General features: G+C 75.9%; 19 protein-coding genes, 1 tRNA gene and 1 riboswitch. Of the genes, 14 read left to right on the plus strand and 6 right to left on the minus strand.

What is annotated here, in order from left to right; translation table 11 throughout:
* The first annotated feature begins 278 nt into the window (after window positions 1-278).
* Both ABFY03_RS20075 and ABFY03_RS20080 read left to right on the plus strand, forming a co-directional pair.
* Window positions 279-1,709 carry a diacylglycerol/lipid kinase family protein gene (locus ABFY03_RS20075; protein WP_346170514.1) on the plus strand — a complete coding sequence of 477 codons (1,431 nt, stop codon included), beginning with the start codon at window positions 279-281 and terminating at the stop codon, window positions 1,707-1,709.
* Entirely contained in the window at window positions 1,706-2,374 is a 669-nt protein-coding gene (locus ABFY03_RS20080) for a phosphatase PAP2 family protein (protein WP_346170515.1), read from the plus strand. The genes ABFY03_RS20075 and ABFY03_RS20080 overlap by 4 nt, the downstream gene beginning before the upstream one ends.
* Before the next feature lie 33 nt (window positions 2,375-2,407).
* On the opposite strand, the gene ABFY03_RS20085 is transcribed toward ABFY03_RS20080, so the two are convergent.
* Complete coding sequence (locus ABFY03_RS20085; RefSeq protein ID WP_319011730.1) at window positions 2,408-3,376, minus strand: sigma-70 family RNA polymerase sigma factor; 969 nt, start codon at window positions 3,374-3,376, stop codon at window positions 2,408-2,410.
* A gap of 292 nt (window positions 3,377-3,668) precedes the next feature.
* On the opposite strand from ABFY03_RS20085, the gene ABFY03_RS20090 reads away from it, so the two are divergent.
* The 9 genes from ABFY03_RS20090 to ABFY03_RS20130 all read left to right on the plus strand — a co-directional run bounded on the left by ABFY03_RS20090 (window position 3,669) and on the right by ABFY03_RS20130 (window position 12,071).
* Window positions 3,669-4,163, plus strand: coding sequence for a rhodanese-like domain-containing protein (locus tag ABFY03_RS20090; RefSeq protein ID WP_319011731.1), 495 nt, complete (start codon window positions 3,669-3,671; stop codon window positions 4,161-4,163).
* Between the two features lie 51 nt (window positions 4,164-4,214).
* A tRNA-Met gene (locus ABFY03_RS20095) sits at window positions 4,215-4,288 on the plus strand.
* Between the two features lie 135 nt (window positions 4,289-4,423).
* Window positions 4,424-5,164, plus strand: a complete 741-nt coding sequence (locus ABFY03_RS20100) for a MerR family transcriptional regulator (protein WP_319011732.1) — start codon at window positions 4,424-4,426, stop codon at window positions 5,162-5,164.
* A 109-nt stretch (window positions 5,165-5,273) separates the two neighbouring features.
* Window positions 5,274-5,696, plus strand: a complete 423-nt coding sequence (locus tag ABFY03_RS20105; RefSeq protein ID WP_346170516.1) for a hypothetical protein — start codon at window positions 5,274-5,276, stop codon at window positions 5,694-5,696.
* A gap of 83 nt (window positions 5,697-5,779) precedes the next feature.
* The gene (locus ABFY03_RS20110; RefSeq protein ID WP_319011734.1) at window positions 5,780-6,841 is read left to right on the plus strand and encodes a PLP-dependent cysteine synthase family protein; all 1,062 of its coding nucleotides are present in this window, start codon (window positions 5,780-5,782) and stop codon (window positions 6,839-6,841) included.
* The gene (locus ABFY03_RS20115; RefSeq protein ID WP_346170517.1) at window positions 6,838-8,079 is read left to right on the plus strand and encodes an MFS transporter; all 1,242 of its coding nucleotides are present in this window, start codon (window positions 6,838-6,840) and stop codon (window positions 8,077-8,079) included. The genes ABFY03_RS20110 and ABFY03_RS20115 overlap by 4 nt, the downstream gene beginning before the upstream one ends.
* A gap of 106 nt (window positions 8,080-8,185) precedes the next feature.
* Window positions 8,186-9,433 carry a PP2C family protein-serine/threonine phosphatase gene (locus tag ABFY03_RS20120; RefSeq protein WP_386723630.1) on the plus strand — a complete coding sequence of 416 codons (1,248 nt, stop codon included), beginning with the start codon at window positions 8,186-8,188 and terminating at the stop codon, window positions 9,431-9,433.
* A 231-nt stretch (window positions 9,434-9,664) separates the two neighbouring features.
* Window positions 9,665-9,814: riboswitch (cyclic di-AMP (ydaO/yuaA leader) on the plus strand.
* Between the two features lie 11 nt (window positions 9,815-9,825).
* A complete protein-coding gene (locus ABFY03_RS20125; protein ID WP_346170518.1) occupies window positions 9,826-11,040 on the plus strand; it encodes a M23 family metallopeptidase in 1,215 nt (404 codons plus the stop codon).
* A gap of 71 nt (window positions 11,041-11,111) precedes the next feature.
* Window positions 11,112-12,071: an aldo/keto reductase gene (locus tag ABFY03_RS20130; protein ID WP_319011737.1), complete on the plus strand. Its 960-nt coding sequence runs from the start codon at window positions 11,112-11,114 to the stop codon at window positions 12,069-12,071.
* Between the two features lie 244 nt (window positions 12,072-12,315).
* Here the strand turns inward: ABFY03_RS20130 and ABFY03_RS20135 are convergent, their stop codons facing one another.
* The 4 genes from ABFY03_RS20135 to ABFY03_RS20150 all read right to left on the minus strand — a co-directional run bounded on the left by ABFY03_RS20135 (window position 12,316) and on the right by ABFY03_RS20150 (window position 17,485).
* The gene (locus tag ABFY03_RS20135) at window positions 12,316-13,614 is read right to left on the minus strand and encodes a PrsW family intramembrane metalloprotease (RefSeq protein ID WP_346172273.1); all 1,299 of its coding nucleotides are present in this window, start codon (window positions 13,612-13,614) and stop codon (window positions 12,316-12,318) included.
* Between the two features lie 171 nt (window positions 13,615-13,785).
* On the minus strand, window positions 13,786-14,520 hold the full coding sequence (trmB, locus tag ABFY03_RS20140) for a tRNA (guanosine(46)-N7)-methyltransferase TrmB (protein ID WP_319011738.1): 735 nt from the start codon (window positions 14,518-14,520) through the stop codon (window positions 13,786-13,788).
* Window positions 14,521-14,718: 198 nt separating this feature from the next.
* Window positions 14,719-15,903, minus strand: coding sequence for an L-2-hydroxyglutarate oxidase (gene lhgO, locus ABFY03_RS20145; protein WP_346170519.1), 1,185 nt, complete (start codon window positions 15,901-15,903; stop codon window positions 14,719-14,721).
* 139 nt (window positions 15,904-16,042) lie between these two features.
* The gene (locus ABFY03_RS20150) at window positions 16,043-17,485 is read right to left on the minus strand and encodes an NsdA family TPR-like regulatory protein (protein ID WP_319011740.1); all 1,443 of its coding nucleotides are present in this window, start codon (window positions 17,483-17,485) and stop codon (window positions 16,043-16,045) included.
* A gap of 689 nt (window positions 17,486-18,174) precedes the next feature.
* On the opposite strand from ABFY03_RS20150, the gene ABFY03_RS20155 reads away from it, so the two are divergent.
* From ABFY03_RS20155 to ABFY03_RS20165, 3 genes are all read left to right on the plus strand, one after another.
* The gene (locus tag ABFY03_RS20155; protein ID WP_346170520.1) at window positions 18,175-20,358 is read left to right on the plus strand and encodes an asparagine synthase-related protein; all 2,184 of its coding nucleotides are present in this window, start codon (window positions 18,175-18,177) and stop codon (window positions 20,356-20,358) included.
* 97 nt (window positions 20,359-20,455) lie between these two features.
* On the plus strand, window positions 20,456-21,058 hold the full coding sequence (locus ABFY03_RS20160) for a Uma2 family endonuclease (RefSeq protein ID WP_346170521.1): 603 nt from the start codon (window positions 20,456-20,458) through the stop codon (window positions 21,056-21,058).
* A gap of 72 nt (window positions 21,059-21,130) precedes the next feature.
* Window positions 21,131-24,403, plus strand: a complete 3,273-nt coding sequence (locus ABFY03_RS20165; protein ID WP_346170522.1) for an ATP-binding protein — start codon at window positions 21,131-21,133, stop codon at window positions 24,401-24,403.
* Here ABFY03_RS20165 and ABFY03_RS20170 read toward each other — a convergent pair.
* The gene (locus ABFY03_RS20170) at window positions 24,390-26,399 is read right to left on the minus strand and encodes a sigma-70 family RNA polymerase sigma factor (RefSeq protein WP_346170523.1); all 2,010 of its coding nucleotides are present in this window, start codon (window positions 26,397-26,399) and stop codon (window positions 24,390-24,392) included. The two genes, ABFY03_RS20165 and ABFY03_RS20170, sit on opposite strands and share 14 nt — an antisense overlap.
* Between the last annotated feature and the right edge of the window lie 25 nt (window positions 26,400-26,424).

The raw sequence follows: 26,424 nt of genomic DNA on the forward strand, positions 1-26,424 counted from the left end.
CGGAAAGGGCGGGGCGCTGCCAGCGGAAACGCGGTGGGGGCGCCCTTCGGTCGCGACCGACGTCCGAAGGTCCGTACCGTACGCGTACGAAATCAAGCCAGCCGACGTGATCGTGGCGGCCCGCGGGACCCCGTGGCGCGTCCCGTTGCTCCCGTGGTGTCCTGTAGGTCGTCGATGCCCGGACCGGGCCGTGCGGATCGGGATGTTCCGCCGAACGGCTGCTTCCCTGGGGTGGTCGGGGGGAGCCTGGGGGAGTCTGGAAGGCGGAGGTGGGGTCGGTGGACGGGGCCGTGCGGTGGCGGGGCGAAGGCGAGGCGGCGGGAGCCGTGCGGGATCTGGCGCGATGGGCGCTGGGGGCCGCGGCGGGGGCGGTGCTGGTGCTCCTGCTGGCCGTGGGCAGTGGCGGGTTCCTGGTGCTGGCCAGCGGGCTCGTCGGGCTCGCGGCGGGGGCCGCGGGGCTGTGGTGGGTCGCGGCGCACCGGGGCGCCCTGCGGGTGGCCGGCGGGGTGCTGGCGATCGGCGCGCCGGTCGGCGTGCTCGTCCTGTACGTGGTCGGCGGGCTGTGGCTCTTCGCGCTGGCCGCGCTCGCGCTGTGGGTGGTCGCGCTGGGGTGTGCGCGGGAGGCGCTGCGCAGGCCCGGTGAGGTGGTGGACGTGCCGGCGCCGGCCCGGCCGGGCGCGCGGCCCCGGCAGGCGGTGCTGTTCATGAACCCCAAGTCCGGCGGCGGCAAGGTCGGGCGGTTCGGCCTGGTGGCGAAGGCGGAGCGGCTGGGCGCGCGGGTGGTGCTGCTCGATCCGTCGGCGCCCGTCGACGTCACGGCGCTCGCCCGCAAGGCCGTCGCGGACGGCGCGGACCTGCTCGGGGTGGCCGGCGGCGACGGGACGCAGGCGCTGGTGGCGGCGGTGGCCGCCGAGCACGACCTGCCCTTCCTGGTGGTGTCGGCCGGGACGCGGAACCACTTCGCGATGGACCTCGGCCTCGACCGGAACGATCCGGCGGCCGGCCTGGACGCGCTCACCGACGGCGAGGAGCTCCGCGTCGACCTCGGCACGGTCTCCGGGCGCCCGTTCGTCAACACGGTCTCGTTCGGGGTGTACGCGGACGTGGTGCAGCGCCCGGAGTACCGCGACGCCAAGGCGGAGACCGCCTTCGACGCGCTGCCCGACCTGCTGCGGGGCGGGCAGGGCGACCGGCTCGACGCGACCGTCGACGGCACCCGGCTGCCGGGCCGGCAGGCGATCCTCGTCAGCAACAACCCGTATGCCGCGCCCGACCTGTTCAGCGCGGCCACCGGGCACCGCACCCGGCTCGACGGCGGCCGGCTCGGCGTGATCGGCATCCGGGTGGACAGCGCCGCGCACGCCGCCGACCTGGTCGTACGGGGGACGCAGTCGGCCGCGCTCGACGTCCTGACCGCGTTCCGCGTCGAAGTCCATGGAACCGTCACCGCCGCCGGCGTGCGGAAGCCCGAGGGGACGGTGGCCGTGGCGGTGGACGGGGAGGCGCTCGTCCTGCCCACGCCGGTCGTCTGCGAGCTGCGGCCGCGCGCGCTGCGGGTGCTGGTGCCGCGCGCCCGGCCGGGAGTGGTTCCGCCGCCTCCGCCGTTGGACTGGCGGCGGATCATCCGGCTCGCCTTTCCCGAGCAGTACGGCTCCGGTCCCGCGCACCGCCCGGAACCGGCCGAGGACCCCTACAGGAGCGGCGCATGAGTGACGAGAGCAGCGGCAAGCACGAGGCGGGGGCCGACCCCGGGGCGCGGACGGCGGAGCGGGTGCGGCTGAGGGACCGGCCGCGGGCCGCCGCCCTCACCGTCCGGGCCGTCCTGCACGACCTGCGGGCCGTGGACGGCGCCCTCTACGCGGCGGTGGCCGCCACCCCGACGCCCGCCCTGGACGTGGGCCTGCGCCGGCTGTCGAACGCCGCCGACCACTCCAAGATCTCCTTCGCCGTGGCCGCCGGGCTCGCCCTCGTCCCGGGCCGCCCGCGCCGCGCGGCGGTGGCGGGCGCCGGCGCGATCGCGCTCGCCTCGGCCACCGCGAACCTCCTCGGCAAGCGGCTGGTCCGCCGGCCGCGCCCGGACCGGGAGGCGGCCCGGGTGGTGGTCGGCCGGCACGTCCCGATGCCGGAGTCGGCGTCGTTCCCGTCCGGCCACACCGCCTCGGCGGTCGCCTTCGCCACCGCCGCCGGCGTCGTCCTGCCGCCCGTCGCCGTGCCGCTGGGGCTGCTGGCCTCGGCGGTCGGCTACTCCCGCGTCCACACCGGGGTCCACTACCCCGGCGACGTCGCCGCGGGCGCCGTCCTCGGCCTGGCCAGCGGCGCCGTCTCCGTGGCCGTCGGAGCGTCCCTCACCCGGGCGCTCCGACGGCCGTCCTGACGGCGCGCCGGCACGGCACGCCGCCCGGCCGGGTCAGTCGGGGTGGACGGCGCGGGCCAGGGCCTCCTCCGGGATGTCCAGGGCGGCGATCCGCTCCGGGTCGGCGAGGACGTGGAGCTCGACGATCCGGTCGCCGACCACGGTGAAGGCCATGAGCGAGCCCGGCTTGCCGTCGACGACCGACAGGACGGCCGGCTGGCCGTTGACGACGAGCGGCAGCGCGCCGTTGCGGAAGGTCGCGTAGAAGAGGGCCTGGCGGCTGATCTCCTCGGCGCCGCGGATCAGCCTGGAGACGCCGGAGAGGAGCGTGCCGCCGTCGGCGCGCAGCACCGCGTCCGGGTCGAGGACGGCGAGCAGCCCCTCGAAGTCGCCGCCCTGCGAGGCGGCGAGGAAGGCGTCGGCGATCTCCCGCTGGCGGCGCGGGTCCGGGCCGGGCGCCGGGGCGGCGTCCTGGACGCGCCGCCGGGCCCGGCTGGCCATCTGCCGGGCCGCCGCGGGGGTACGGTCGACGATCGGCGCGATCTCGTCGAAGGAGACGGCGAACATGTCGTGCAGCACGAAGGCGAGCCGCTCGGCCGGGGAGAGGGTCTCCAGCACGACGAGGAGCGCGAGGCCGACCGACTCGGTCAGTTCGGCGGCGTGCTCCGGGTCGCCGGCGCCGGGGATGTGCACGATCGGGTCGGGGACGAAGTACTCGAGCGGGTCCTCACGGCGGGAGCCGCGCGAGCGCAGCATGTCCAGACAGACCCGGCCGATGACCGTGGTGAGCCAGCCGGTGAGGTTGGCGACGCCGCTGACGTCGGTGCGGCTGAGCTTGAACCAGGTCTCCTGGACCGCGTCCTCGGCCTCGCTGAGCGAGCCGAGCATGCGGTAGGCGACGGCCCGCAGGTGCCCGCGGTCGGCGTCGAAGCGGCGCGCCAGCCCGTCCGCGTCCGGGCCGCCGCCGGTCCCGTCGGCCGTGCCGCCGCCGGCTGTCCCGCCGTCCACCGTGCTCGCGTCCATCCGTCGATCTCCCCCTTCGCGTCCCGTCATGCCTCCATGACGGATCAGAATCCGTGGATGTGACAAGGGAGCGGCGGCCCCACGCGCGCGTACCCGCGCCGTACGGACGCCGCGCCCGTGTCCGCGCGGCCCGCCCGTACGAGGGGCCTTGCGCCCCGGCCGCGCTCCGCCGGTCTCGGCCCGTGAGATCCACGCCGTCCCTCCGCGATCGCCCGGGTTTCCCCGGCCGAGGGACCGGACCGCCGTGGAACGCCACTTCAGCGCGGTGATCATCATCCGTAGATTGATCACCATGACGACGACAGGCACCCAGGTCAACCCCGTACTGCGCACCCCGCCGGCCTCGCCCGCCGCCGCGGCCGCCTACTTCTCCGCCAGCCTCGCCTTCCACGCCGACGTCTCCGACGTGGCCTCGGCGCTGGCCACCGCCGCGGCCGACGGCACCGACCCCGGCTTCGTGGTGATCGACTCCCGCTCGACCGCCTCCTGGGACCAGGGGCACGTCCCCGGCGCCGTCCACCTCCCCACCGCGCTCATCCCCGAGCAGGCGGAGCAGCTCCTCGACAAGGCCGTCCCGGTCGTCACGTACTGCTGGGGCCCCGGCTGCAACGGCGCCACGCGCGCGGCGCTCGCCCTCGCCGAGCTGGGCTTCCAGGTGAAGGAGATGCTCGGCGGCTTCGAGTACTGGGCCCGCGAGGGCTTCGCCTACGAGACCTGGGAGGGCCCGGCCCAGCGCGCCGCCGACCCGCTGACGGCGCCCGTCGACGCCGAGGACTGCGGCTGCTGAGACAACGGATTTCGGATTTCGCCGCCCATGCCGTAAGGTCATATTCACCGACGCGGGGTGGAGCAGCTCGGTAGCTCGCTGGGCTCATAACCCAGAGGTCGCAGGTTCAAATCCTGTCCCCGCTACTCAGTAGCCCGAAGGCCCGGATCGTATCCGTACGATCCGGGCCTTCGGCGTTCCCCCGGACCGGCCGGACGCCCGGAGCGCCCCGCATCTCCCGGGTTGACCTTTACGTAACGTCAAGTTCTACCGTTGCCGTCATGGAGTGGTCGATCCAGGAGATCGCCAGGAAGGCCGGCACCACCAGCCGCACGCTCCGCCACTACGGCGAGCTCGGGCTGCTGGAGCCGAGCCGGATCGGCACGAACGGTTACCGGTACTACGACCAGGCGGCGCTCGTGCGCCTGCAGCGGATCCTGCTGCTGCGCGAGCTCGGGCTCTCGCTGCCCGCCATCGCCGAGGTCCTCGAAGGCCAGCGGGACACCTCGGCCGCCCTGCGCACGCATCTGGCCCTCCTCCAGCAGGAGCGCGAGCGCATCGGGCGGCAGATCGAGGCCGTGCGGACCACTCTCCACAAGACCGAGAGAGGAGAACAGCTCATGGCCGAGGAAGTCTTCGACGGCTTCGACCACACCCGGTACGAGGCCGAGGTCACCGAACGGTGGGGCCGCGACGCGTACGAGAAGGGCGACCGCTGGTGGCGTTCGCTCAGCGAGGCCGAGAAGAAGGAGTTCATGGAGACGCAGGCCGGCATCGCCCGCGACTTCGGCGCCGCGGCCGCGGCCGGGCTCGCGCCGGACAGCGACGAGGTGCAGGCCCTGGCCCGGCGGCAGTACGACTGGCTCTCCGGCACCACCAGGCCGACGAAGGAGTACCTGATCGGGCTCGGCCAGATGTACGTGGACGACCCCCGGTTCACCCGGAACTACGACCGGCACGGCGAGGGCACCGCGATCCTGGTGCGCGACGCCCTGAAGGTGTGGGCCGAGCGGAACCTGTGATCCGCCCCGCGCGCGCCCCGCGTCCGAAGTAAGCGCTGGCCGAAACCGTCCCGCTCCGCGCCTGTCCCTTTGCCCGGACGCGAATGCGGAACGTAACGTCGTGAGCGCCATGCGTGACACGAGTGTGCCGATCGGGCGAGGAGCAGCAGGAGGACGGGCGCCCGTCCTCCTGCTGCTCCTCGCGCTCGTCGCGCTCTTCGCGGGGCTCTGCCACGGAGTCCCCGCCGACGCGGCGCCCGCCGCGGCCGGGCACCCGGCCACCGGCGCGGCCGTCGCCGAGGCCGGCCCCGTCCACGGGCCCGGCCCGCACGGCTGCGGGCAGGGCGGCGAGGGCCACGCGGCCGAGCTGCCGCTCTCCGCGCAGACGGCCGCCGCCCCGCAGCTCGACCCGCCGGGCGCCGGCGCGGCCGTCACCGCCGACCGCGCCGGCGCGCTGCCGCCGGCGGCGGAGCGGCGGCACGCGCGCACCCGCGCGGGGCCCTGCCCCGCACCCGGACGCCTGCTCATCGCCCTCGGAGTGGACCGGAACTGAGCCGACGCTCGCCCCCGCGACCGTCAGGCCCCTTCCGGCGCACCACCCACTCCGAGGACGTACCCGCACCCATGCACGCCCCCATGCCCCTGCACGCGCCCGTGCCCGCCCCCCTGCCCCCGCACGCGTCCGCGCGTCCCCATCCCACCGTCGGCAACACGCCCGTGCTGTGGACCGACGACGGCTACTGGGCCAAGCTCGAAGGCTTCAACGCCGGCGGGATCAAGGACCGTCCGGCGCTCCACATGGTCGAGGAGGCCCGCCGCCGCGGCGATCTGCGGCCCGGCGCCCCCGTCGTCGAGTCGACCTCCGGCACCCTCGGCCTCGGGCTCGCCCTCGCCGGGGTGCTCCACGGCCACCCCGTGCACGTCGTCACCGACCCCGGCCTGGAGCCGATCGTCGAGCGGATGCTTGTCGCCCACGGCGCCACCGTGCACGTCGTCACCGAACCCCACCCGCGCGGCGGCTGGCAGCAGGCCCGCAAGGACCGGGTCGCCGAACTCCTCGCCCGCCTCGACGGCGCCTGGTGGCCCGACCAGTACGGGAACCCCGACAACCCCGCCGCCTACGCCGGGCTCGCCGCCGAACTGTCCGGGCAGCTCGACCGGATCGACGTCCTCGTCTGCGCGGTCGGCACCGGCGGCCACTCGGCCGGCATCGCCCGCGCGCTGCGGGCCACCAGCAGCCCGGCCCTGGAACTCGTCGGAGTCGACTCGATCCGCTCCACCGTCTTCGGCCTGCCCGCCGGGGAACGGCTGATGCGCGGCCTCGGCTCCTCCATCCATCCGGCCAACGTCGACCACGCCGCCTTCGACGAGGTCCACTGGGTGGCCCCGGCGGAGGCGGTCCGCTCGGCCCGCCGGCTCGCCGCCCGTCAGTACGCCACCGGCGGCTGGAGCGTCGGCGCCGTCGCCCTGGTGGCCGGCTGGCTGGCCCGCACACGCCCGCGCGGCACCCGGATCGCCGCCGTCTTCCCCGACGGACCCCAGCGCTACTTCGACACCGTCTTCAACGACGCCTACTGCGCCGAGCACGGCCTCCTCGACGGACCCGTACGGGACGAACCGGCCGTCTACGAGGGGCCGGACGGGATCGAGGAGTGGACCCGGCGGGTCCTGGACCGGCGGGCGGGTGCGGCCCGATGAGCACCGCGCGCACCCCCACCGCCGCTCCGCCGGCGCCCCGCGGCGGCCTGTGGCGGCGGAGCCGCACCTTCGGCCCGGCCGTCCGGCTCCTCTTCCTCAACCAGCTCACCATCAACCTCGGCTTCTACATGCTGATGCCGTACCTGGCCGCCCACCTGGCCGACGGGCTCGGCATGGCCGCCTGGACGGTCGGGCTCGTCCTCGGCGTCCGGAACCTCTCCCAGCAGGGCATGTTCCTCGTCGGCGGGGCGCTCGCCGACCGGTTCGGCTTCAAGCCGCTCATCGTCGCGGGCTGCGCCCTGCGCACCCTCGGCTTCGGCGGGCTCGCCCTCGCCCAGTCGCTGCCCGTGCTCGTCGTCGCCTCGCTCGCCACCGGCCTCGCCGGCGCCCTCTTCAACCCGGCCGTGCGCGCGTGCCTGGCGGCGGAGGCGGGCGAGGAGCGCCGGGTGGAGGCGTTCGCCCTGTTCAACGCCTACTACCAGGCCGGCATCCTGCTCGGGCCGCTGGTCGGGGTGGCGCTCACCGGGGTGTCGTTCCGGCTGACGTGCGTGGTCGCCGCCCTGCTCTTCCTGGCGCTGACCCTGGTCCAGCTGCGGCACCTGCCGGTCTCGGCGGGCGGCGGGCGGCCGGAGCGGAAGGAGCAGGAGCGCGGGGCCCGGGGCCAGTTCCGTACCGTCCTCGGCAACCGGGTCTTCTGGCTCTTCTCGCTCGCCATGACCGGCTCGTACGTGCTGTCCTTCCAGGTCTATCTGGCGCTGCCGCTCGCGGCGGGCGGCACCGGCGTCACGACCGCGCTGTTCGTCGTCTCCGCGCTCGTCGCGCTCGCCGGGCAGCTGCGGATCACCGCCTGGTGCGCGGCCCGGCTCGACCGCGAGCGGAGCCTCGTCGCCGGGCTCGCGCTGATGGGCGGCGCCTTCCTGCTGCCGGCCCTGCTGGGCCGGGGCGCGCCGGCGCTGCTGCTGTGCGCGGCGGTCCTCGCGGTGGCGAACGCGGTGCTCTACCCGTACGAGATGGACACCGTCGTCGCGCTCTCCCGGGGCCGCTGGGTGGCCACCCACTACGGGCTCTACAACACCGTCTGCGGCATCGGGATCACCCTGGGGAACCTCGGGACGGGCGTGCTGCTCGACGTCACGGGATGGACGGCGGCGCCGTGGCTGGCGCTCTGCGGCGTCGGCCTGGCCTGCGCGGCGGCGGTCGCGGCGCTGGGCCGGGGCGGGCGGCTGCGGACCGGGTAGCGCCCGGGTACGCCGGTCGGCCCCCTGCCGGTCGCCCGCCGGCTCCGTCGCGGCGACCCTGGAAGGTGCGCGGCGGCAGGTCGGCGACCGGTCAGGAGTACTCAAGGTGACGCACCCTCGGGGAGCGGCGGGCGGTGGGCGGCGGGGCGGCCGGCCCGGCCGGCACATCGCCCGGCCCGCCGCGCCCCGGGGGCCGTACGGGGGCGACCCGCAGCCCCCCGCCACGCCGTTCGGGGCCACCCGCAGGTTCCTGCGGGCGCTGCCGCCGCTGATCATCGTCGGCGGGGTGTTCTTCGACCTGGCCACGCCGCCCGCGTACACGGCGGCGCCGCTCTTCTCCGCCGCCCCGCTGGTCGCGGCCCCGTTCTTCTCCCGGCTCACGACGCTGCTGACCGGGATCGCGGCGATCCTGGCCTCGGTCGGGCTGCACGCGTACAACGACACGCTCTCCGACGTGCCCTCGCTGACCGAGACCCTGACCGTGGTGACCGTCTCGGCGCTGGCGATGCTGATCAACCTGGTGGTGCGGCGCAGCGGGGAGCGGCTGGCGTCGGCGCGGGTGATCGCGGAGGCCGCGCAGCGGGCGGTGCTGCCGATGCCGGCGGAGCGGATCGCGGGGCTCCAGTGCGCGGCCCGGTACGAGGCGGCGCAGGCGGACGCGTTCATCGGCGGCGACCTGTTCGCGGTGCAGGACTCCCCGCACGGGGTGCGGCTGGTGGTCGGGGACGTACGGGGCAAGGGCATGGACGCGGTGGAGGCGGTGGCCGTCGTCATCGGCGCCTTCCGGGAGGCGGCCGAGCAGGAGGCGACCCTGGAAGGGGTGGCGCAGCGGCTCGAACGCGCGCTCACGCGGGAGGGGGCCCGGCGCGAGGGGCTGGACGCCTTCGAGGGGTTCACGACCGCGGTGCTCGCCGAGATCCCGCGCGAGGGGGAGAGCGTCCGCCTTGTGAACCGGGGGCATCCGCCGCCGCTGCTGCTGTTCGGGGACGGGCGCCTGGAGACGATCGAGCCGACCGAGCCGGCGCTGCCGCTCGGGATGGGGGAGCTGTCGGTCTGGCCGGACCGGGCCGACGAGCGGGCGTACCCGCCGGGCGCGACGCTGCTCTTCTTCACCGACGGCCTGTCGGAGGCGCGGGACGCGTACGGCGTCTTCTACGATCCGGCGGCGCGGCTCGCGGGGGCGGTCTTCCCGGGGCCGCAGGAGCTGCTCGACGCGCTCGTCGACGACGTGCGGCGGCACACCGGCGGGCGGTCGACCGACGACATGGCGCTGCTCGCGGTGAGCCGGCCGGCGGCCGGGGCCCCGGAGCGGCGGCGGACGATGCCGGTGGTGCCGCCCGGGCCGGCGGGCTGACGGGACCGGGCCGGCCCTCACCGTCCGTGGTCGGGAGATGCCTCAGCGATAACAATTGACATAACGTCAGATTCTCGGGGCGTGCCGGGACCTCACTGAAGGGGGGTCAACTCGGGCGAATCCCTGCCAATTCAATGAATGATCAAGAGGAACGGCTTGGAATCGGACCACCGTGTCTATTAACGTTCGATAACGCAGCGCGGTCGTCCCAGCCGTCGCAAGAGGCGGCTCCGTGCGCACGTGCCGAATCCCGAAAGGGAACCGGGGAACCATCCCTTGGGGTGAATCGGGCCCCTCGCACCCCCCGTGCGAACACGCCCGTAGGAGACCTTCCTGCTCCGAACCCGTCAGCTAACCCGGTAGGCGAGAAGGAAGGAAAGGAGCGCGCCCCCGTGGCGTCCAACACCCCCGTACCCGGAGCCCCCTTCGACCCCTTCGGCGGCCCGGGTGCCGTCGGCGCGGACGACCCGGCCGGCGCAGTGTCGGGCGCGAGCGCGTACGACACCGCCTCCTTCACCCCCGCTCCCGGGGAGTGGAACCCGACCGAGGGCTCCCTGCGCGCCGAGAGCCGCGCCGGCGGCCGGCACCGGGTCGTGAAGCAGCGCTCCAACTTCGCCCGCTCCTCCACCGTCCTCGGCGTCGGCGTCATCGCCGCCGTCGGCGCGGGCGGCCTCGCCACCGCGCAGGAGAAGCCCCCGGTCGCGATCTCGCTCCCGGACCTCCCCGACCTGGGCCTCCCGGACGCCCACGACCTGCCCGGCGTCGGCGCCCTGCTGCCCGGCGGCGAGGAGACCACCGAGACGCAGGACTCCGCGCCGGTCGCCACCGGCGGCGCGGCCGCGAAGCCGCTCACCTCGATCACGTACACCGCCCCGGCCGACACCGCCGCCTCCGGCACCGCCGCCGCGGAGCGCACCGCCTCCGCCGCCGACGCCGGCGAGGCCCTGCGCGCCCGCATCCTCCAGCAGGCCGAACAGCAGCAGCAGGCCGCCGTCGACGCCGAGAAGCTGGCCGCCGAGAAGGCCGCCGCCGAGAAGGCCGCGGCGGACGCCGCCGCCCAGGCCGAGGCCGCCGCCAAGGCCGAGGCCGAGGCGAAGGCCAAGGCGGAGGCGGAAGCCGAGGCGAAGCGACTCGCCGAGGAGAAGGCCGAGGCCGAGCGGATCGCCGCCGAGAAGGCCGAGGCCGAGCGGCTCGCCCAGCTGGCCGCCAGCTACTCGATGCCGCTCTCCTCGTACACGCTCACCTCCACCTACATGCAGTCCGGCTCGATGTGGTCCTCCGGCTACCACACGGGCCTCGACTTCGCCGCCCCCACCGGCACCCCGCTCAAGGCGGTGCACGGCGGCACCATCACCTCCGCCGGCTGGTCGGGCTCGTACGGCTACCGGATCGTCCTGCAGCTGGAGGACGGCACCGAGATCTGGTACTGCCACCTCTCCTCCATGACCGTCGCCGCCGGCCAGACCGTCGGCACCGGCGAGACCATCGGCCGCGTCGGCGCCACCGGCAACGTCACCGGGCCCCACCTCCACATGGAGGTCCACACCCCGGACGGCTCGGGCATCGACCCGGCGGAGTGGCTGCGGTCCAAGGGCCTGACGGTCTGAGCCCGCTTTCCGGCCGGGGTTCAGGCTCCCCGACCGGAATACGCCCGGCGGTGCACGGAGTTGAGCTCGGCATGACCTCGACTCTGCGCCCGCTGGGCACTTCCGACCTGCGCGTCTTCCCGCTCGCCCTCGGCGGCAACGTCTTCGGCTGGAGCGCCGACGAGGAGCGGTCGTTCGCCGTCCTCGACGCGTACGCGGCCGCCGGCGGCAACTTCGTGGACACCGCCGACGTCTATTCGGAGTGGGTCGACGGCAACGAGGGCGGCGAGTCCGAGACGATCATCGGCCGCTGGCTGGCCGCCCGGGGCAACCGCTCCGACATCGTCGTCGCCACCAAGGTCGGCGCCCACTCCCCGCTCAAGGGGCTCTCCGCCGCCACCATCAAGGCCGGCGCGGAGGAGTCCCTGCGCCGCCTCGGCACCGACCACATCGACCTCTACTACACCCACTTCGACGACGAGTCGGTCCCGGTGGAGGAGATCGTCACCGCCCTCGACCAGCTCGTGAAGGACGGGAAGGTGCGGGCCGTCGCCGCCTCCAACATCTCCCCGGAGCGGCTGCGGGCCTCCCTCGACTTCGCCGAGGCCGAGGGCCTCGCCCGCTACGTGGCGCTCCAGCCCGAGTACAACCTCGTGGCGCGCGAGAAGTACGAGGGCCCGCTCCTGGACACCGCCGCCGGCGCGGGCCTCGCCGCCGTCCCGTACTACGGCCTCGCCTCCGGCTTCCTCACCGGCAAGTACCGGCCGGGCCGGACCGTCGAGAGCGTCCGCGCCGCCCGGGCGTCCGCCCTCGCCGAGACCGCGCGCGGACAGGCCGTTCTCGCCGCCCTCGACGAGGTCGCCGAGGCCCACGGCGCCGAGCCCGCCACCGTCGCCCTCGCCTGGCTCGCCTCCCGCCCCACCGTCGCCGCGCCGATCGCCTCGGCCCGCACGGTCGAACAGGTGCCGGCGCTGGTCGCGGTCGCCGACCTGACCCTGACGGCGGACGAGATCGCCCGCCTCACGGCGGCGTCGGAGACGCCCGAGGGCTAGGCCGTCTCTTCCGGATCATGCCGGGCTCGCGACGCCTGGCACGCACGCTCGCCGCGTTGTCGTCGGTCGCCGACTCCCCCAGCTACCGCTGGGAGGTGCCCCCACCGCGTCGACTCCCTCCTCCGCCTTGCGAGCGCACGCACCAGACGCCGCTCCCTGATCCGGCCTGATCCGAAAGAAACGACCTAGCCCGCGTCGGCGACCGCCGGGGGCTGCCCGCGGAGGAGAGGTGGAGGCGGAGGGGTCAGCCCTTGTACGGGTTGTAGCCGCCGTAGTCCAGGTACTGCGGCGGCACCCACACGCGGCCGGTCGCCCGCGCCGCGTACGACAGCGCGGGCGAGGCCGTCGCCCGCCGCTCCCACAGATGGTGCAGCAGCTCCTGCTCCCGCGCGGCGAAGTCGGGCACCGGGACCGTGCCCCGGCGGGCCCGCTCGCGCAGGAACGCCAGGGTGGTGGCGAAGGACTCGTACTCGCCGACCGTCCGCGCCCCCGCCTTCCCGTACCGGCCGGCCGCCACCGCCCGCGCGGTGCGGCGGGCCCGCATCGAGGAGAGCGCCAGCGGCTCCTCCGGGGAGAGCCAGCCGGCCGCCGCGTACGCCGGCAGCACCCCGGCGATCGTCCGCAGCTCCTTCTGCCGGCTCCACACGGCCAGCCAGGTCAGCAGACCGAAGGCCGGCACCATGAACATCCCGTACACGGCGTAGAAGGCGAGCGGCCCGCCGAAGGTCGCCGAACCGTTCCACAGCGCGTGGACGCCCATCGCGAGCAGCAGCCCGGCGAGCGGCAGCAGCACCTTGCGCGGTCTGCGCACCTTGCCGCGCGGGGCGAGCGCGGCCAGACCGAAGCCGATGCCGGTGAGCACCGTGAAGAGCGGGTGCGCGAACGGCGACATCACCACCCGGACGAAGAAGGTGCCGGCGGTGACGGCGCCGATCCCGCCGTCGCCGAGGTCCTGGTCCTCGCCGAAGGCGTTGCCGAGGTAGAGGATGTTCTCGGTGAACGCGAAGCCGGTCGCCGTGAACCCGGCGATCACCACCCCGTCGACCAGGCTCCGGAAGTCCCGCCGCCGGAAGAGGAAGAGCAGCAGGATCGCGGCGGCCTTCGCGGACTCCTCCACCACCGGCGCGATAACGGTGGCACCGAGGTCGTCGGCCGAGCCCGGGTCGGCGGTCGCGGTGGCGATCCAGCGGACGGCGAAGGAGTTCGCCAGGATCGCGACCAGGGCGGCGGCGAACGCGCCCCACGCGAACGCGAACAGCAGGTTCTTCCACGGCCCCGGCTCGACCCGGTCGAGCCAGCGGAACGCCGCCATGAGCAGCGGTACGGGAAGCACCGCGAGGCCCAGGCCGACGAGGAACCCCTCCGTGCCGGTCTGCTCCCGCACCAGCGCCAGGATCACCAGGGCGCACAGCGCGAGGAGCGTGATCACGGCGACGGCCCGCACCACCCGGCTCCGCCAGAACGCCCGCCGGGGCCGGTACCGCCACTGGCTCCGGTCGGCGGCCACGGCGAACGAGGGCTCGTCCCCGTCCCGCGCGGGCAGGGGTGCCAGCGCGTCGGCGGGTATCTCGTCGGCCGGTGGACCGGCCTGCGCCGGGACGAAGACCGGGGCCTTCGGGGCGGCGGTCGGATCGGCGGTCGACTCGGGCTGGGGTGGCGGCAGGGGGTGCGTCACGGACCGACCCTAACGACCCGCACCGACACGAGCGACGGGTTACCCGGAGAAGGGCTGCTTCCTCCGGAACAGCAGGTCGTGCACGACGTGGCCCTTGTCCAGGCCCTGGCCCTCGAAGCGGGTGAGCGGCCGGAAGTCCGGGCGGGGCGCGTAGCCGCCGTCGGGGACGGTGTTCTCGAAGTCGGGGTGCGCGGACAGCACCTCCAGCATCTGCTCCGCGTACGGCTCCCAGTCCGTGGCGCAGTGCAGGACCCCGCCCGGCTTCAGCCGGGTCGCGAGCAGGGTCAGGAACTCGGGCTGGATCAGGCGCCGCTTGTGGTGCCGCTTCTTCGGCCACGGGTCCGGGAAGTAGACGCGGCAGCCGTCGAGGGCGGCCGGGTCGAGCATCTCGCGCAGCAGGATGATCGCGTCGCCGTTGGCGACCCGGACGTTGGTGAGACCGTTGCGGTCGGCGAGCCCGAGGAGGTTCCCCTGCCCCGGGGTGTGCACGTCGACGGCGAGGATGCCGGTGCCGGGGTCGGCGGCGGCCATCTGCGCGGTCGCCTCGCCCATCCCGAAGCCGATCTCCAGGACGACCGGCAGCCCGCCGAACAGCTCGCGCAGGTCCAGGACCCGCTTGCCGTCGATGTCCAGGCCCCAGTCGGGCCACCGCTTCAGCATCGCCTCGGCCTGGCCGGCGGTCACCCGGCTCCGGCGCGGCTGGAAACTGCGGATCCGGCGCTCGAAGTGGGCGCCGGCGGGGTCGGGCGAGGGCCCTTCTCCGGGCGCGAACATCCGGCTGCCGCGCCGGACGACGCTCTCACTACGCTTCTCATGCTCCTCAAACACAATGCGGCCCATGGTACGGGCCCGACCCCCTCCCCACCGCCGCTGCTCCGTTGTGGGCAATCGCCCCGCGCAACGCCTGCCCACACGGGGGTGCGGCGACGGGCGCCGTCCCGAAGACCCGGGGCCGGCGCGGAAGCCGGGCGGTCAGAGGTGGGTCAGGGCCCGGTGGGCTATCTCGCGGCCGATGGGGAGGGAGGCCGTCGCCGCAGGCGAAGGCGCGTTCAGGACGTGGACCGTCCGCGCCGCCTCCCGGATCAGAAAGTCGTCCACCAGCGTCCCGTCCCGCAGCACCGCCTGCGCCCGCACCCCCGCCGCCGCCGGCCGCAGGTCGGACTCGGTGACGCCGGGCAGCAGCCGCCGCACCGCCTCGGTGAAGGCCCGCTTCGACAGGGAGCGGCGCAGCTCGCCCGCGCCGTACTTCCAGTGTCGGCGCGCGATGGCCCAGGAGCCGGGCCACGCGAGCGTGCCGCCGAGCTCGCCGGGGCGGACGACGCCCCAGTCGTACCCCTCGCGGGCGAGCGCCGGCACCGCGTTCGGCCCGATGTGGACGCCGCCGTCGATGCCCCGCGTGAGGTGCACGCCGAGGAACGGGAAGGCGGGGTCCGGCACCGGATAGACGAGGCCCCGCACGAGCGAGGGGTCGGCCAGTTCGTAGTACTCGCCGCGGAAGGGCACGATCCGCATGCCCGGGTCGTCGCCGGCGAGCCGCGCGACCCGGTCGCAGTGCAGCCCCGCGCAGTTGACCAGGACCTTCCCGCGCAGGATCCGCTGGTCGGCGGTGCGTACGGCCACGCCCCACGGGCGCCGGTCCACGGCCGTGACCTCCGCCCCGTAGAGGATCTCCGCGCCGGAGGACTCGGCGAGCCGCCGGGCGACCGCCGGGTAGTCGACGATGCCGGTCGTGCCGACGTGGATCGCGGCGAGGCCCCGCACCCGGGGCTCGTACTCCGTGATCTGCGACGGGCCGAGCTCGCGCACCGGGATGCCGTTCTCCCGCCCGCGCTGGACCAGCGCGTGCAGCCGGGGCAGCTCCTCGCGCGCGGTGGCGACGACGAGCTTGCCGGTCACCTCGTGCGGGATGTCCCACTCCGCGCAGAACTTGACCATCTCGGCCGCGCCCTCGACGGCGAACCGCGCCTTCAGGGAGCCGGGCCGGTAGTAGATGCCGCTGTGGATGACGCCGCTGTTGCGCCCCGTCTGGTGGCGCGCGGGGCCCTCCTCCTTCTCCAGGACGGCGACGCGCGTGCCGGGGGCGGCGCGCTGGAGCGCGTACGCCGTCGACAGACCGACGATCCCGCCGCCGATCACCAGCACGTCACAGTCAAACACCAGCGCCACCTCCCACCCCTGATAGTGCACTGGCCCACTGACATTCCCGCTAAACGCCCACGTCGTGGGATGCGCGTCACGCTTTCGGGCGCGCGCCCGTCACGGGCCGTGACACCGCCGCGCGCGCCGACGCGCGCCGTCACGCCGGGGTGACGAGCAGGGGCCGGGCCCGCTCCCGCAGCTCCATGACCCGCGGCTCGTGCCCGTACGGCTCCAGCCGGTGGAGCAGGTCCCGTACGTACTCCGTGGTCCGCGCGGAGGAGATCCGTCCGGCCACCTCCACCGCGCGCGTGCCCGCCGCGCAGGCCGCGTCGAGGTTGCCGGACTCCAGCTCGGCGACGGCCGAGACGACCAGCCGCAGCCCGTGGGAGCGGACGAACTCCTCCGTCGGCCGGGACAGCGCCTGCTCGGTGAAGCGCCGCACCTCGCGCGGCATCCGCAGGTCCCGGTAGCACTCGGCGGCGTCCGCGCAGAACCGGTCGTACGAGTAGAAGCCGAGCCACGTCGGGTCGGCGTCGCCCTCCCGGGAGCGCTCCAGCCACCCCTCGGCGGACTTCAGCGCCCCCGCCGCGGCGGGCCCGTCGCCGGCCTTGGCGTGCGCGCGGGCCTCGACGAGCCGGAAGAAGGACATGGTGCGGGCGGTGGCCAGTCCCCGGTTCCGTTCCAGCGCCGCCTGCGCCAGGTCCACGCCCTCGTCGGCGAAGCCCCGGTAGATGGCCTGGAGGGACATCGAGGCGAGGACGTACCCGCCGAGCGGCACGTCGGCGGCGGCCCGGGCGAGCCGCAGCGCCTGGATGTAGTACCGCTGGGCGGCCTCCTGCTGTCCGGTGTCGAAGGCCATCCAGCCGGCGAGCCGGGTCAGCTCGGCGGTCGCCCCGAAGAGCGCCCGGCCGACCTCGTCGGAGTAGGAGCCGAGCAGCAGCGGCGCCGCGTCCACCCGCAGGCACTCGGGCACCATCGACGAGCGCCAGTCCCCGCCGCCGTACTTGGAGTCCCACTTGCGCGCGTCCTCGGCGGCCTCGCGCAGCTTGGCGACGTCGCTGTGCCCCACACGCACGTGCTCCCCGGCACCGGCCGGTCCGGGGCCGCCGCCCGGCCGCCCCGCCTCCCGCTCCACCGACGGGTCGGCGGGGGTGATCAGCCACCGGGACGCCGGGGTCGCGTAGGCGCTCACCGAGAAGGAGCCGGCCAGCGACTGCCAGATGCCGCCCCCGCCGGCCCGCCGCCCGGCCAGGTCCAGCCGGTAGAGGTCGGTGGCGGCGCGGACCGCCTCACCGACGTCCCGGGGGAAGGCGAGACCCACCTCCGGCGCCGGGTCGGCGTCCGCGAGGCCGATCTCGTGCAGCGGCACGGGCCGGCCCAGCTTCTGCCCGATCGCGGCGGCGATCAGGTGCGGCGCGGCGCCCTGCGGCACCATCCCCTTGGAGACCCAGCGGGCCACCGAGGTCTTGTCGTAACGAAGCGTCAGACCGCGCTGCGCGCCGAGGTCGTTGACGCGCCGGGCGAGGCCGGCGTTGCTGATTCCCGCGAGGGCGAGAACGGCGCCGAGTTTCTCGTTCGGCCCGCGTTGCTCCCTGGACATGACGCCACCCCTCGACATCCAGACGGCCGCCGCGACGCCGGGCATAGGCGGGCGGCATTCGTAAACACAGCGTAGTTCGCCGCATCCCCACCGTTAAGGGGCGGAGTTCCGTATGGCGAGATTGTTGTGTGACCGGCCGACCGGAGCGGGCCGCCGTCCCGTCCGTGCTCCGGCCGTGTGGCCGTGCGCCCGGCCGTGCGCTCTCGCCGCTGGGGGCCCGGGCGGCTTCCATGAGTGCTGCGTGGGTCGGCCCGTCCGGCCGGGAGCGGAGCCCTGTCGGGCACCTGGTCCCGCACCGGTGGGCTGGGGGACACCGCCGCTCCATTCCCCGCGGGCGGCGGACGGCGCCGGGGGGCGGGTCGCCTCCCGGACAGCCGGAGGACCGGGCCGGCGGCGGGCGTGCGGAGCCTCCGGGCGGCCGCCCCTTCTGTGTTCCCTTCAGCGACTGACGGCCGGTCAAACCTCTTGTCAGGAGCGAGAATCGGCCGAATCCGCCGACGTCGGAGCCGTACCGCCGCCCGCCCCGGCCGCCCCGCCTCCCGCCGCCTCCGCGCCACCGCACGCTCCCGCCCCGGCCAACTGGCGCATGCCAGGGGCGCATTCGGCTTTCACGCGCGTGCACCCGGACCCCGCCCCGTGCGCCGTTGTCATGGCAGCATGGCCCCACCGAAACAGACGTGGAGGCGCCGATGCGATGGCTGGTGGGCTGGAGCAGTGTCGCCGCGGGATACGCCACGACCGCCGGCGCACGCCCCGGAGCGGCGAACGGCGCGCACACGTACGGCTCCGGAGCACCGCCGAGGGCCCAGCCCTTCGCCGAGACCGGCGGGCACGTCGGGGGGCGCACGGTGCAGCCGGTGGGCGCACAGCTCCTCTGGGGCGATCCCGACCCGCTGTGGGCGGTCGGCGACTGGCGCCCCGACGAGGTGCGGGTGGTCTCCCTCGACGACGGCACCCGGCTCGCCGTCCTCGGCTGCTGCGCCGCGAGCGACGACGAACTCCGCCGCGGCCTCGTCACCGCGCGCGGCGGCGCCCTGCGCCACCTCACCGCCTGGCCCGGCAGCTACACCGCCGTCGTCAAGGCCGGCCGCCGGGTCACCGTCACCGGCGACCTCGCCGGCGCCCGTCCCGTCTTCCACACCCCCTGGGAGGGCGGCACCGCCTACGCCACCGCCGCCCTCCCGCTCGCCGACCTCGTCGAGGCCCAGCTCGACATCGGCCACCTCGCCGCGCTGCTCGCCTGCCCCGAGTCCCCGGAGGCGCTGCGCGACTCCACGCCGTACGAGGGCGTCCGGCGCGTCCCGCCCGGCCACGCGCTGATCCTGCGCGAGGGCTCCCGCGAGATCGCCGGGTACGAGACGGTGGCCTCGCTCGCCGTCGCCGCCCCGCAGGCCGACCCCCGGCAGGCCGTCGAGGCCGTCCGGGACGCGCTGGTGGAGTCCGTACGGGCCCGGCTCACCGCCCCCCGGCACGCGCCCGAGGCCCCGCTGCCGGACCCCGGACCGGTCCCCGGCATGGGGCCCGCGGACCGGCGGGCGGCACGCGGCGCGGGCCCCGCGCCCGGCATCGGCGCCGACCTGTCCGGCGGCAGCGCCTCCGCCACCCTCGCCCTCCTCGCCGCCGGACTGCCCGGAGTGCCCGGCACCCTCCTCGGGCACGCGGGCGCGGGGGAGCGGCTGCTCGCCGTCACCTTCAACGACCTCGCCACCAAGCCCGGCCCCGGCCGGACCGCCGAACTGGAGCGCGCCCGCGCACTGGCGGCCGACCCGCGGCTGCGCCACGTGGTCGTCACGGCGGGCGAGGAGGCCCTCCCGTACGCCTCCCTGGACGGGCCGCTCACCGACGAGCCCGGGCCCGCGCTGGTCACCGCCGAACGGCACCGCAGGCGGCTCGCGGGCGGCAGCGCCGACCACTTCACCGGGCTCGGCGCGAAACAGGTCCTGGACGCCCACCCGGCCCGCCTCGCCGACCTCCTGATGGACCGCAGGCGCCGCTCCCTGGTCCGCCCGGTGACCGCCCTCGCCAAGGCGACCGGCCCGTCGGCGGGCTCCTTCCTGGTGCCGGTGACCGTCTACCGCGCGGCGCGCAGGCTCGCCCGTACCCCCTACCGGGCCGGTCTGGAGACCGCCGCCCGGCACGTCCTCGACGCCAACCGGGACCCCGCCGACGCCCACGGGCCGCTGGCGGCCTCGCTCTCCGCCCTCGCCTGGTCCCGGCCCGGCCCGGCGGCCCGCTGGCTGACCGGGGAGGCACTGGCCGAGGTGTCGGCACGCCTGCACCGCGCGGCCACCCTGCCGCCGGCCGTCCAGCGGCCCGGCGACGCACGCGCGCGTGCGGCCCTCGTCCGGGCGGCCGGCGACCACCGGGTCCTGGAACAGGCCGCCGAGATCCGCGGCCAGCGGCTGCACGCGCCCTTCCTCGACAACCAGGTCGTCCGCGCCTGCCGGGACCTCCCCGAGGCGCTCCGGGTCCAGCCCGACGCGCGGGCCGGCGTCCTGCGCACGGTCCTCGCCGACACCGGCATCCGCGACCTGCCGCCCGGCTGGGGCGCCCCCTACCCGGCGGTCCCGGCCGGCACCGCCCGCGCGGGCCTGCGCGCCGCCCTCCCGAACCTGCTGGCACTCTTCGACGCGCCCCTCCTGGCCGACGCGGGCCTCATCGAGGCCGGCACCGTCCGCGAGGCCCTGCGCGCGGCGGCGGACGGCGCCCGCGTCCCCCTCGACGGCCTCGCCGACCTCGTCTCCACCGAGCTCTGGCTCCGCCGCCTGCTCGCCCGCCGCGGCTCCTGCTGGACCGACACGGCCGCCCCCCGCGCCCCGCGCGCGGTCCAGGGCCCCCTGATCCCGGCGTCCCGGTCCCTGCCGGCGCGGTGAAACGTCACAGCACACCCGTTCGAGTGAAGTGGTTCCTGACCCGGTCCCGAAGCCCGTCCTAAGCTGGGAGCGTCGCACCGAGCGAAGGAGGTTCAGCATGGCCATGCCGCTGCCCGTTCCGGAAGACACCCTGTCCGGAGAACCGGACGACCGCGAGGGCGCGACCGTCGAGGAGACCTTCGAGCTGTTCAGTGCGCAGGCCCCCAAGGGCTGGCGCGTGGAGCTGATCGAAGAGGAGATCTACGTGGTGCCTCCGGCGAAGGGTCCTCACGAGAAGATCGTGACCGAGCTGGTCGAGCAGGTCATCGCCCATCGGACGGACAAGGATCTGCGGAACTCCACGGGCATCGGTCTCTCCCTCCCCGGGGCCAACGGTACGGTGCGTGTCGTTCCGGACCTTGTGATCGCCCCCCGCGATTCCTTCGACGCCCCGCAGGAGTGGCACGCCCCCGACCCCGTGCTTCTGGTCGCCGAGGTCGCCTCCCCGTCCACAGCGAGCCGCGACCGCGTGCTGAAAATCCGCGCCTATGCCCGTGCCGGAATCCCCGTCTACCTGATGATCGACCGCGAGGCCGGCGAGGCCGTCGTCTGCTCCGAGCCCGTCGACGACGACTACGCCCACAAGTCCATCCACAAGCTGGGGACCGAGGTCCCGCTCCCCCCGCCCCTCGGCTTCACCCTGGACACCGCCGCGTTCTGACCCCCGGCGCCGCTGTCCACAGTCCGGGGAAACCCCGAGGCGCCCCCGGCCCCCGGCGGCAAGAATGGGCCGGTGCGGTATCTCCTCCTCGGCACCACCGAGGCCCTCGGCCCCGACGGCACCCCCCTGCCCCTCGGCGGCGCCCGGCTGCGCGCGCTGCTCGCCGCGCTCGCGCTGCGCGGCGGACGGGCCGTCCCGGTCGGGGAGCTCGTCGACGACGTGTACGGGGACGAGCCGCCGCTCGACGCGCCCGCCGCCCTCCAGGCCCTCGTCGCCCGCCTCCGCCGCGTCCTCGGCCGGGAGGCCGTCGAAGCCACCCCCGGCCCCGCGTACCGGCTCGCCGCCGTGCCCGAGGACATCGACCTGTACGTGTTCGAGCGCCGTGCCGCCGAGGCCGGCGCCCGCCTCGACGCCGGCGACCCCGAGACGGCCGCCGCCCTCCTCCGGGACGCCCTGGGGCTCTTCCGCGGCCCCGCCCTCGCCGACCTGCCCGGACCGGCGGGCGTCCGCCCCGAGGCCCAGCGCCTCGCCGCCCTGCGCCGCCGCGTCGAGGCCGACCTGCGGCGCGGCGCCGTCGACGGACTCGTCCCGGAACTGACCGAGCTCACCGCCGCGTACCCGTACGACGAGGGTTTCCACGCCCAGCTCATCCGCGCCCTGCGCGCCGAGGGCCGGCCCGCCGACGCGCTCGCCGCGTACGAGACGGCCCGCCGCGTCCTCGCGGACGCCCTCGGCACCGACCCCGGCCCCGAACTGACCGCCCTCCACCGCGAACTCCTCGCCCCCGCCGCACACCCCCGGGAGGCCCCGGGCCCGACCCCTGGTCCGACCGCGACCCCCGCCCCCGAGAGCGGCAACATCCGGCCCCGCCTCACCTCCTTCGTCGGCCGCGAGCCCGAACTCGCCGCGCTCCGCGACGACCTCGGCCGGTCCCGGCTCGTCACGCTCACCGGGCCCGGCGGCTCCGGGAAGACACGGCTCGCCGAGGAGGCCGCCCGGCAGGTCGCGGGACCGCAGGCGTGGATCGCGGAGCTCGCGCCGCTCGACGACCCGGGCGCGCTCCCCGGCGCCGTCCTCTCCGCGCTCCGCCTCCGCGAGATGAACCTGATCACCCGCGAGGGCACCACGCTCCAGGACGACCCCACCGCCCACCTCGTGGAGCACCTCGCGCACCGCACCGGCCTGCTCCTCGTCCTCGACAACTGCGAGCACGTCATCGGCGCCGCCGCCGCCCTCGCCGAGACGCTCCTCGCCCACTGCCCGGGCCTGCGGATCCTCGCCACCAGCCGCGAACCCCTCGGCGTCCCCGGCGAGACCGTCCGCCCGGTCGAGCCGCTGCCGCCCGTCCCCGCGCACCGGCTCTTCACCGAGCGGGCCAGGGCCGTCCGCCCCTCCTTCGACCAGGACCACGCGCGCGAGGCGGACGTCGCCGACGCCGTCGCGGAGATCTGCCGCCGGCTCGACGGCCTGCCCCTCGCCATCGAACTGGCCGCCGCCCGGCTGCGGCTGCTCACCCCACGCCAGATCGCGGACCGGCTCGACGACCGCTTCCGGCTCCTCACCTCCGGCTCCCGCACCCTGCTGCCCCGCCAGCAGACCCTCCGCGCCGTCGTCGACTGGTCCTGGGAGCTCCTCGACCCCGCCGAGCGCACCCTGCTCCGCCGGGTCTCCGTCTTCACCGGCGGCTGGGACCTCCCGGCCGCGGAGGCCGTCGACGCCCCCGCCCCGGCGGGCGACACCGACACCCTCACCACCCTCGGCGCCCTCGTCGACAAGTCGCTCGTCGTCGCCGCCCCCACCGACGACGGCACCATGCGCTACCGCCTCCTGGAGACCATCCACGAGTACGCCGCCGAGCGCGCCGCCGAGACCCCGGAGCTGCTCGCCGCCGCGGGCGCCGCCCACACCGCGCACTTCACCGCCCTGGTCGAGGAGGCCGAGCCCAGGCTCCGCTCCGCGGAGCAACTGCCCTGGATCGACCGGCTGGAACGGGACCTCGACAACATCCGGGCCGCCCTCCACCGCACCCTCACCGCCCCCGACGAAGCCACCGCGCTCCGGCTCGTCCTCGCCATGGGCTGGTTCTGGTGGCTGCGCAACTACCGCCCGGAGGGCCTGGGCTGGACCCGGCAGGCCCTCTCCCTGGGAGAGGACCCGGACGACCGGGACGACCCCCGCTACTGGCCGCGCATGCGGCTGCGGATGCTCTCGTACTTCCTCGCCATGGAGGACGAGAACACGTACCTGGGCGATCTCCGCGAGGACCCGGCGGCGCTCGCGCTGATCCGCCGCGTCCGGGACGCCTTCGGCGAGGACCCCGGCCCGGAGTCCGCCCGCTTCCCCGGCCTGCTGTGGCCGTTCAGCGCGTACCTGACCGAGGAGCCGGCGACGGTCCGCGCACTGCTCGACATCGGCGTCGAGACCTGCCGCCGGTACGGGGGCGACTGGGAGACCGGCGTGAGCCTGATGTTCCGGACCCACATGGTCGTGGACATGCCCGGCGGCATGGAGGGGGTGGACGAGGACCTGGCCGAACTCCGTGCCCTCACTTGCCGGGTCGGGGACCGCTGGATGGGCGCCCAGGTCGCGTCGGCCGCCGCCGAGGCCCACATGATGCGGGGCCGGCGGGCCGAGGCCAGGGAGGCGTACGAGGAGGCGCTCCGGCTCGCCCGCGAGGTCGGCGCGCACGCCGAGGCACCCTTCCTCATCGCCCGGCTCGCCGAACTGACGTACCAGGACGGGGACACGGACGCCGCCGAGCGCGGGCTCGGCGAGGCCGCGCGCGAGGCCGAACGGCTCCGCATCCGGGACGCCCTCGCCTTCGTCGACGTCATGCGGGCCGTCCTCGCCCTCGACCGGAACGACCCCGTACGCGCGCGTGCCCTGATCACCTCGGCCGGCGCCCATGTCCGCGCCGGCAGCCCGCCGCCGCACTTCGCCATCGCCATCGAGGGGTTCGTCGCCCGGATCGAGGCCCACGAGGGCGCGGGCCCGGCGGCCGTCGCCTCCGCCGCCGCCGCGCTGCGGGCCGCGCTCGCCGGCCGCTGCGCGGACGTCATCGTGAGCAGCCTCGCCGAGGGGCTCGCCTTCACCCTGGCACGGGCGGGCGACGCGGACCGCTGCGCGCGCGTGGCGGCCGCCGTCGCCACCTGGCGGAAGGGCATCCCCCGCTCGGTGCCCGAGCGGCGCGAGGCCGAGGAGCTGACCGCGGCCTGCGCGGCCGTGCTCGGCGCGGACGGGCTCGCCGCCGCCCGCGCCGCCGGGGCCGGCCTCGGCCCGGAGGACGTCCTGGCCCTGGTGGAGCCGTACACCGCCGGCGCCCGGGAGGCCGTCAGGAGCAGCTGATCCGGGACTCCGCCCAGTCGGCGACGGCGGCCTGCCCGAAGGGGGTGTGCTCCTCGACCACGAGCCGGAGCGTGGACCGGCCGGCGAGGTCCACGTGGACCGGGATCGCCGGGTCGCCCGGCCGGACCACGGGCGAGCGCCACAGCCGCTCCCCGTCGCCGTACACGGAGAAGCGGACACCGCCGGGGCCGAGCGGGGCGCTCAGGTCGTCGACGCCCACGACGGCGTCGTAGGCGGTGCACTGCCGGTTCAGCCGGACGAGCACCGAGGACGGGGCGTGCACGCTGACGCCGTAGGCGTACGTGGAGTCGCTGATCGTCATGGACTGGCGCGGCCACATCCAGCTGCCGTCCTCCAGGACCAGTTCGGGCTTGGTGCCGTCGCCGAACGCGGCGTACTCCAGCCGGTCGACCGGGTAGACGGTCGGCGCGGGCGGCGGCGGGGGCGTCGTCGGCGGCGGGGTGGGGCTCGGCGTGGCCTTCGGGCTCGGCGTGGGGCTCGGCGGCGGTGTCGTCGGCGCCGGCGTCGGCTTCGGCGAGGGCTTGACCACCGGCTTGGGCGTCGGCTTCGGAGTGGGCTTGGGCGTCGGCTTCGGCGCGGGCGGCGGGGTGGTGGGCTCCGGCGCGGGCGCCGGGGGAGGCGGCTTGGGCGTCGGCTTCGGCGAGGGCTTCGCCGGAGGCGCGGGCTCGGGGGCGACGGGCGTGGCGGCCGGCGGTGCGGGCCGCGGCGCGGCGACGGTCTGCGGGTCGCCGGCCATCGCCCAGACGAGCCCGGCCGCGGCGGCGACGGCCACCGCGGCGGCGATACCGGCCTTCGCGGGCGCGCCGAGGCCCTCGGCGGCGGCCCCGCCCGAGGCGGCCCCGGACGTGGTCCCGCCGGTGGCGGCCGCCGCGGCACCCGCGCCGGCCGCGCCCACGGCACCGCCCGCGACGATGCCGGCGGCCTTGAGGGAGTAGCCGGCGGCGAACCAGCCGATGACCGCGATCGGGAGGAGCGCCGGGATGCCGGCGTTCACATGGGCGAGTTCACCTGCGGCGACGCGGCACTTGGCGCACTCGTCCAGGTGCTTGCGCAGGCCGCGCTCGGCCCGCATCCGCAGCCCTCCGCGCGCGTAGGCGCCGAGCCGGTCGGCGTACCGGGCGCAGTCGCCGCCGGCGGTGAGCGCCTGGCTGACGTGGGCCTGGAGGTACGCCTGCTTGAGGCCCTCGCGGGCGCGGCTGGCGAGGACGGCGGTGGCGTTGGCGGTCAGGCCGAAGAGGGGGGCGACCTCGCTGGGCGACTCCTCCTCGACGGTGGTGTGCCACAGGACGGCCTGCCAGCGCTCGGGCAGCGACCGGAACGCCTGCATGGCCAGCGACTGCTCGGCCTCCTGCATGGCCCGGACCTCGGCGCCGAGGTCCATGGTGTCCTGGTCGGAGACCTCGGAGGAGCGGGCGGCGTCGGCGGCGAAGACGGCGAAGTCCTCGACGAGGTGCTCGCGCTTCTGGGTCTTCGCCCAGCTCGCGCCGACCCGCCGGACGGTGGTCATCAGATAGGCGCGGACGGCCTGTTCGGGCCCGGCGCCGCCGCGGACGGCCTGGAGGGTGCGGGCGAAGACCTCGGCGGTGAGGTCGTCGGCGGTGTGCGCGTCCCGGCAGCAGGTCCGGGCGTAGCGGCGGACGGCGTCGGAGTGGCGGCGGAAGAGTTCCTCGTACGCGGAGTCGTCGCCGTCCCGCATGCGCGCGATCAGGTCGGCGTCGGAGGCCGGCAGCTCCCGAGGGGGCGGCAGCAGCCCCTCGTCGTCCGCGGGGTCCTCGGCGTGATCCGGTACGGGGGCGGGCGCGGCGCCCGCCGACGGGGCCTCGCGCTGCTGCGGCACGCTCGGTTCGACGGGGGCGTGCGGGGAGCCGGGCGTCCCACCGGGGCCTCCCTGGCTCGGCACCTGCCGGGCGGGCAGGCCCTCGGCCTCCGTGCCGCCGCCGGCGCCCAGCGGATCGTCCCGACCGTCACCGCTCATCGCGGAAGCCCCCGTACGCGTGCGC

It is taken from the genome of Streptomyces roseofulvus, from assembly GCF_039534915.1.
Classification (GTDB): domain Bacteria; phylum Actinomycetota; class Actinomycetes; order Streptomycetales; family Streptomycetaceae; genus Streptomyces; species Streptomyces roseofulvus.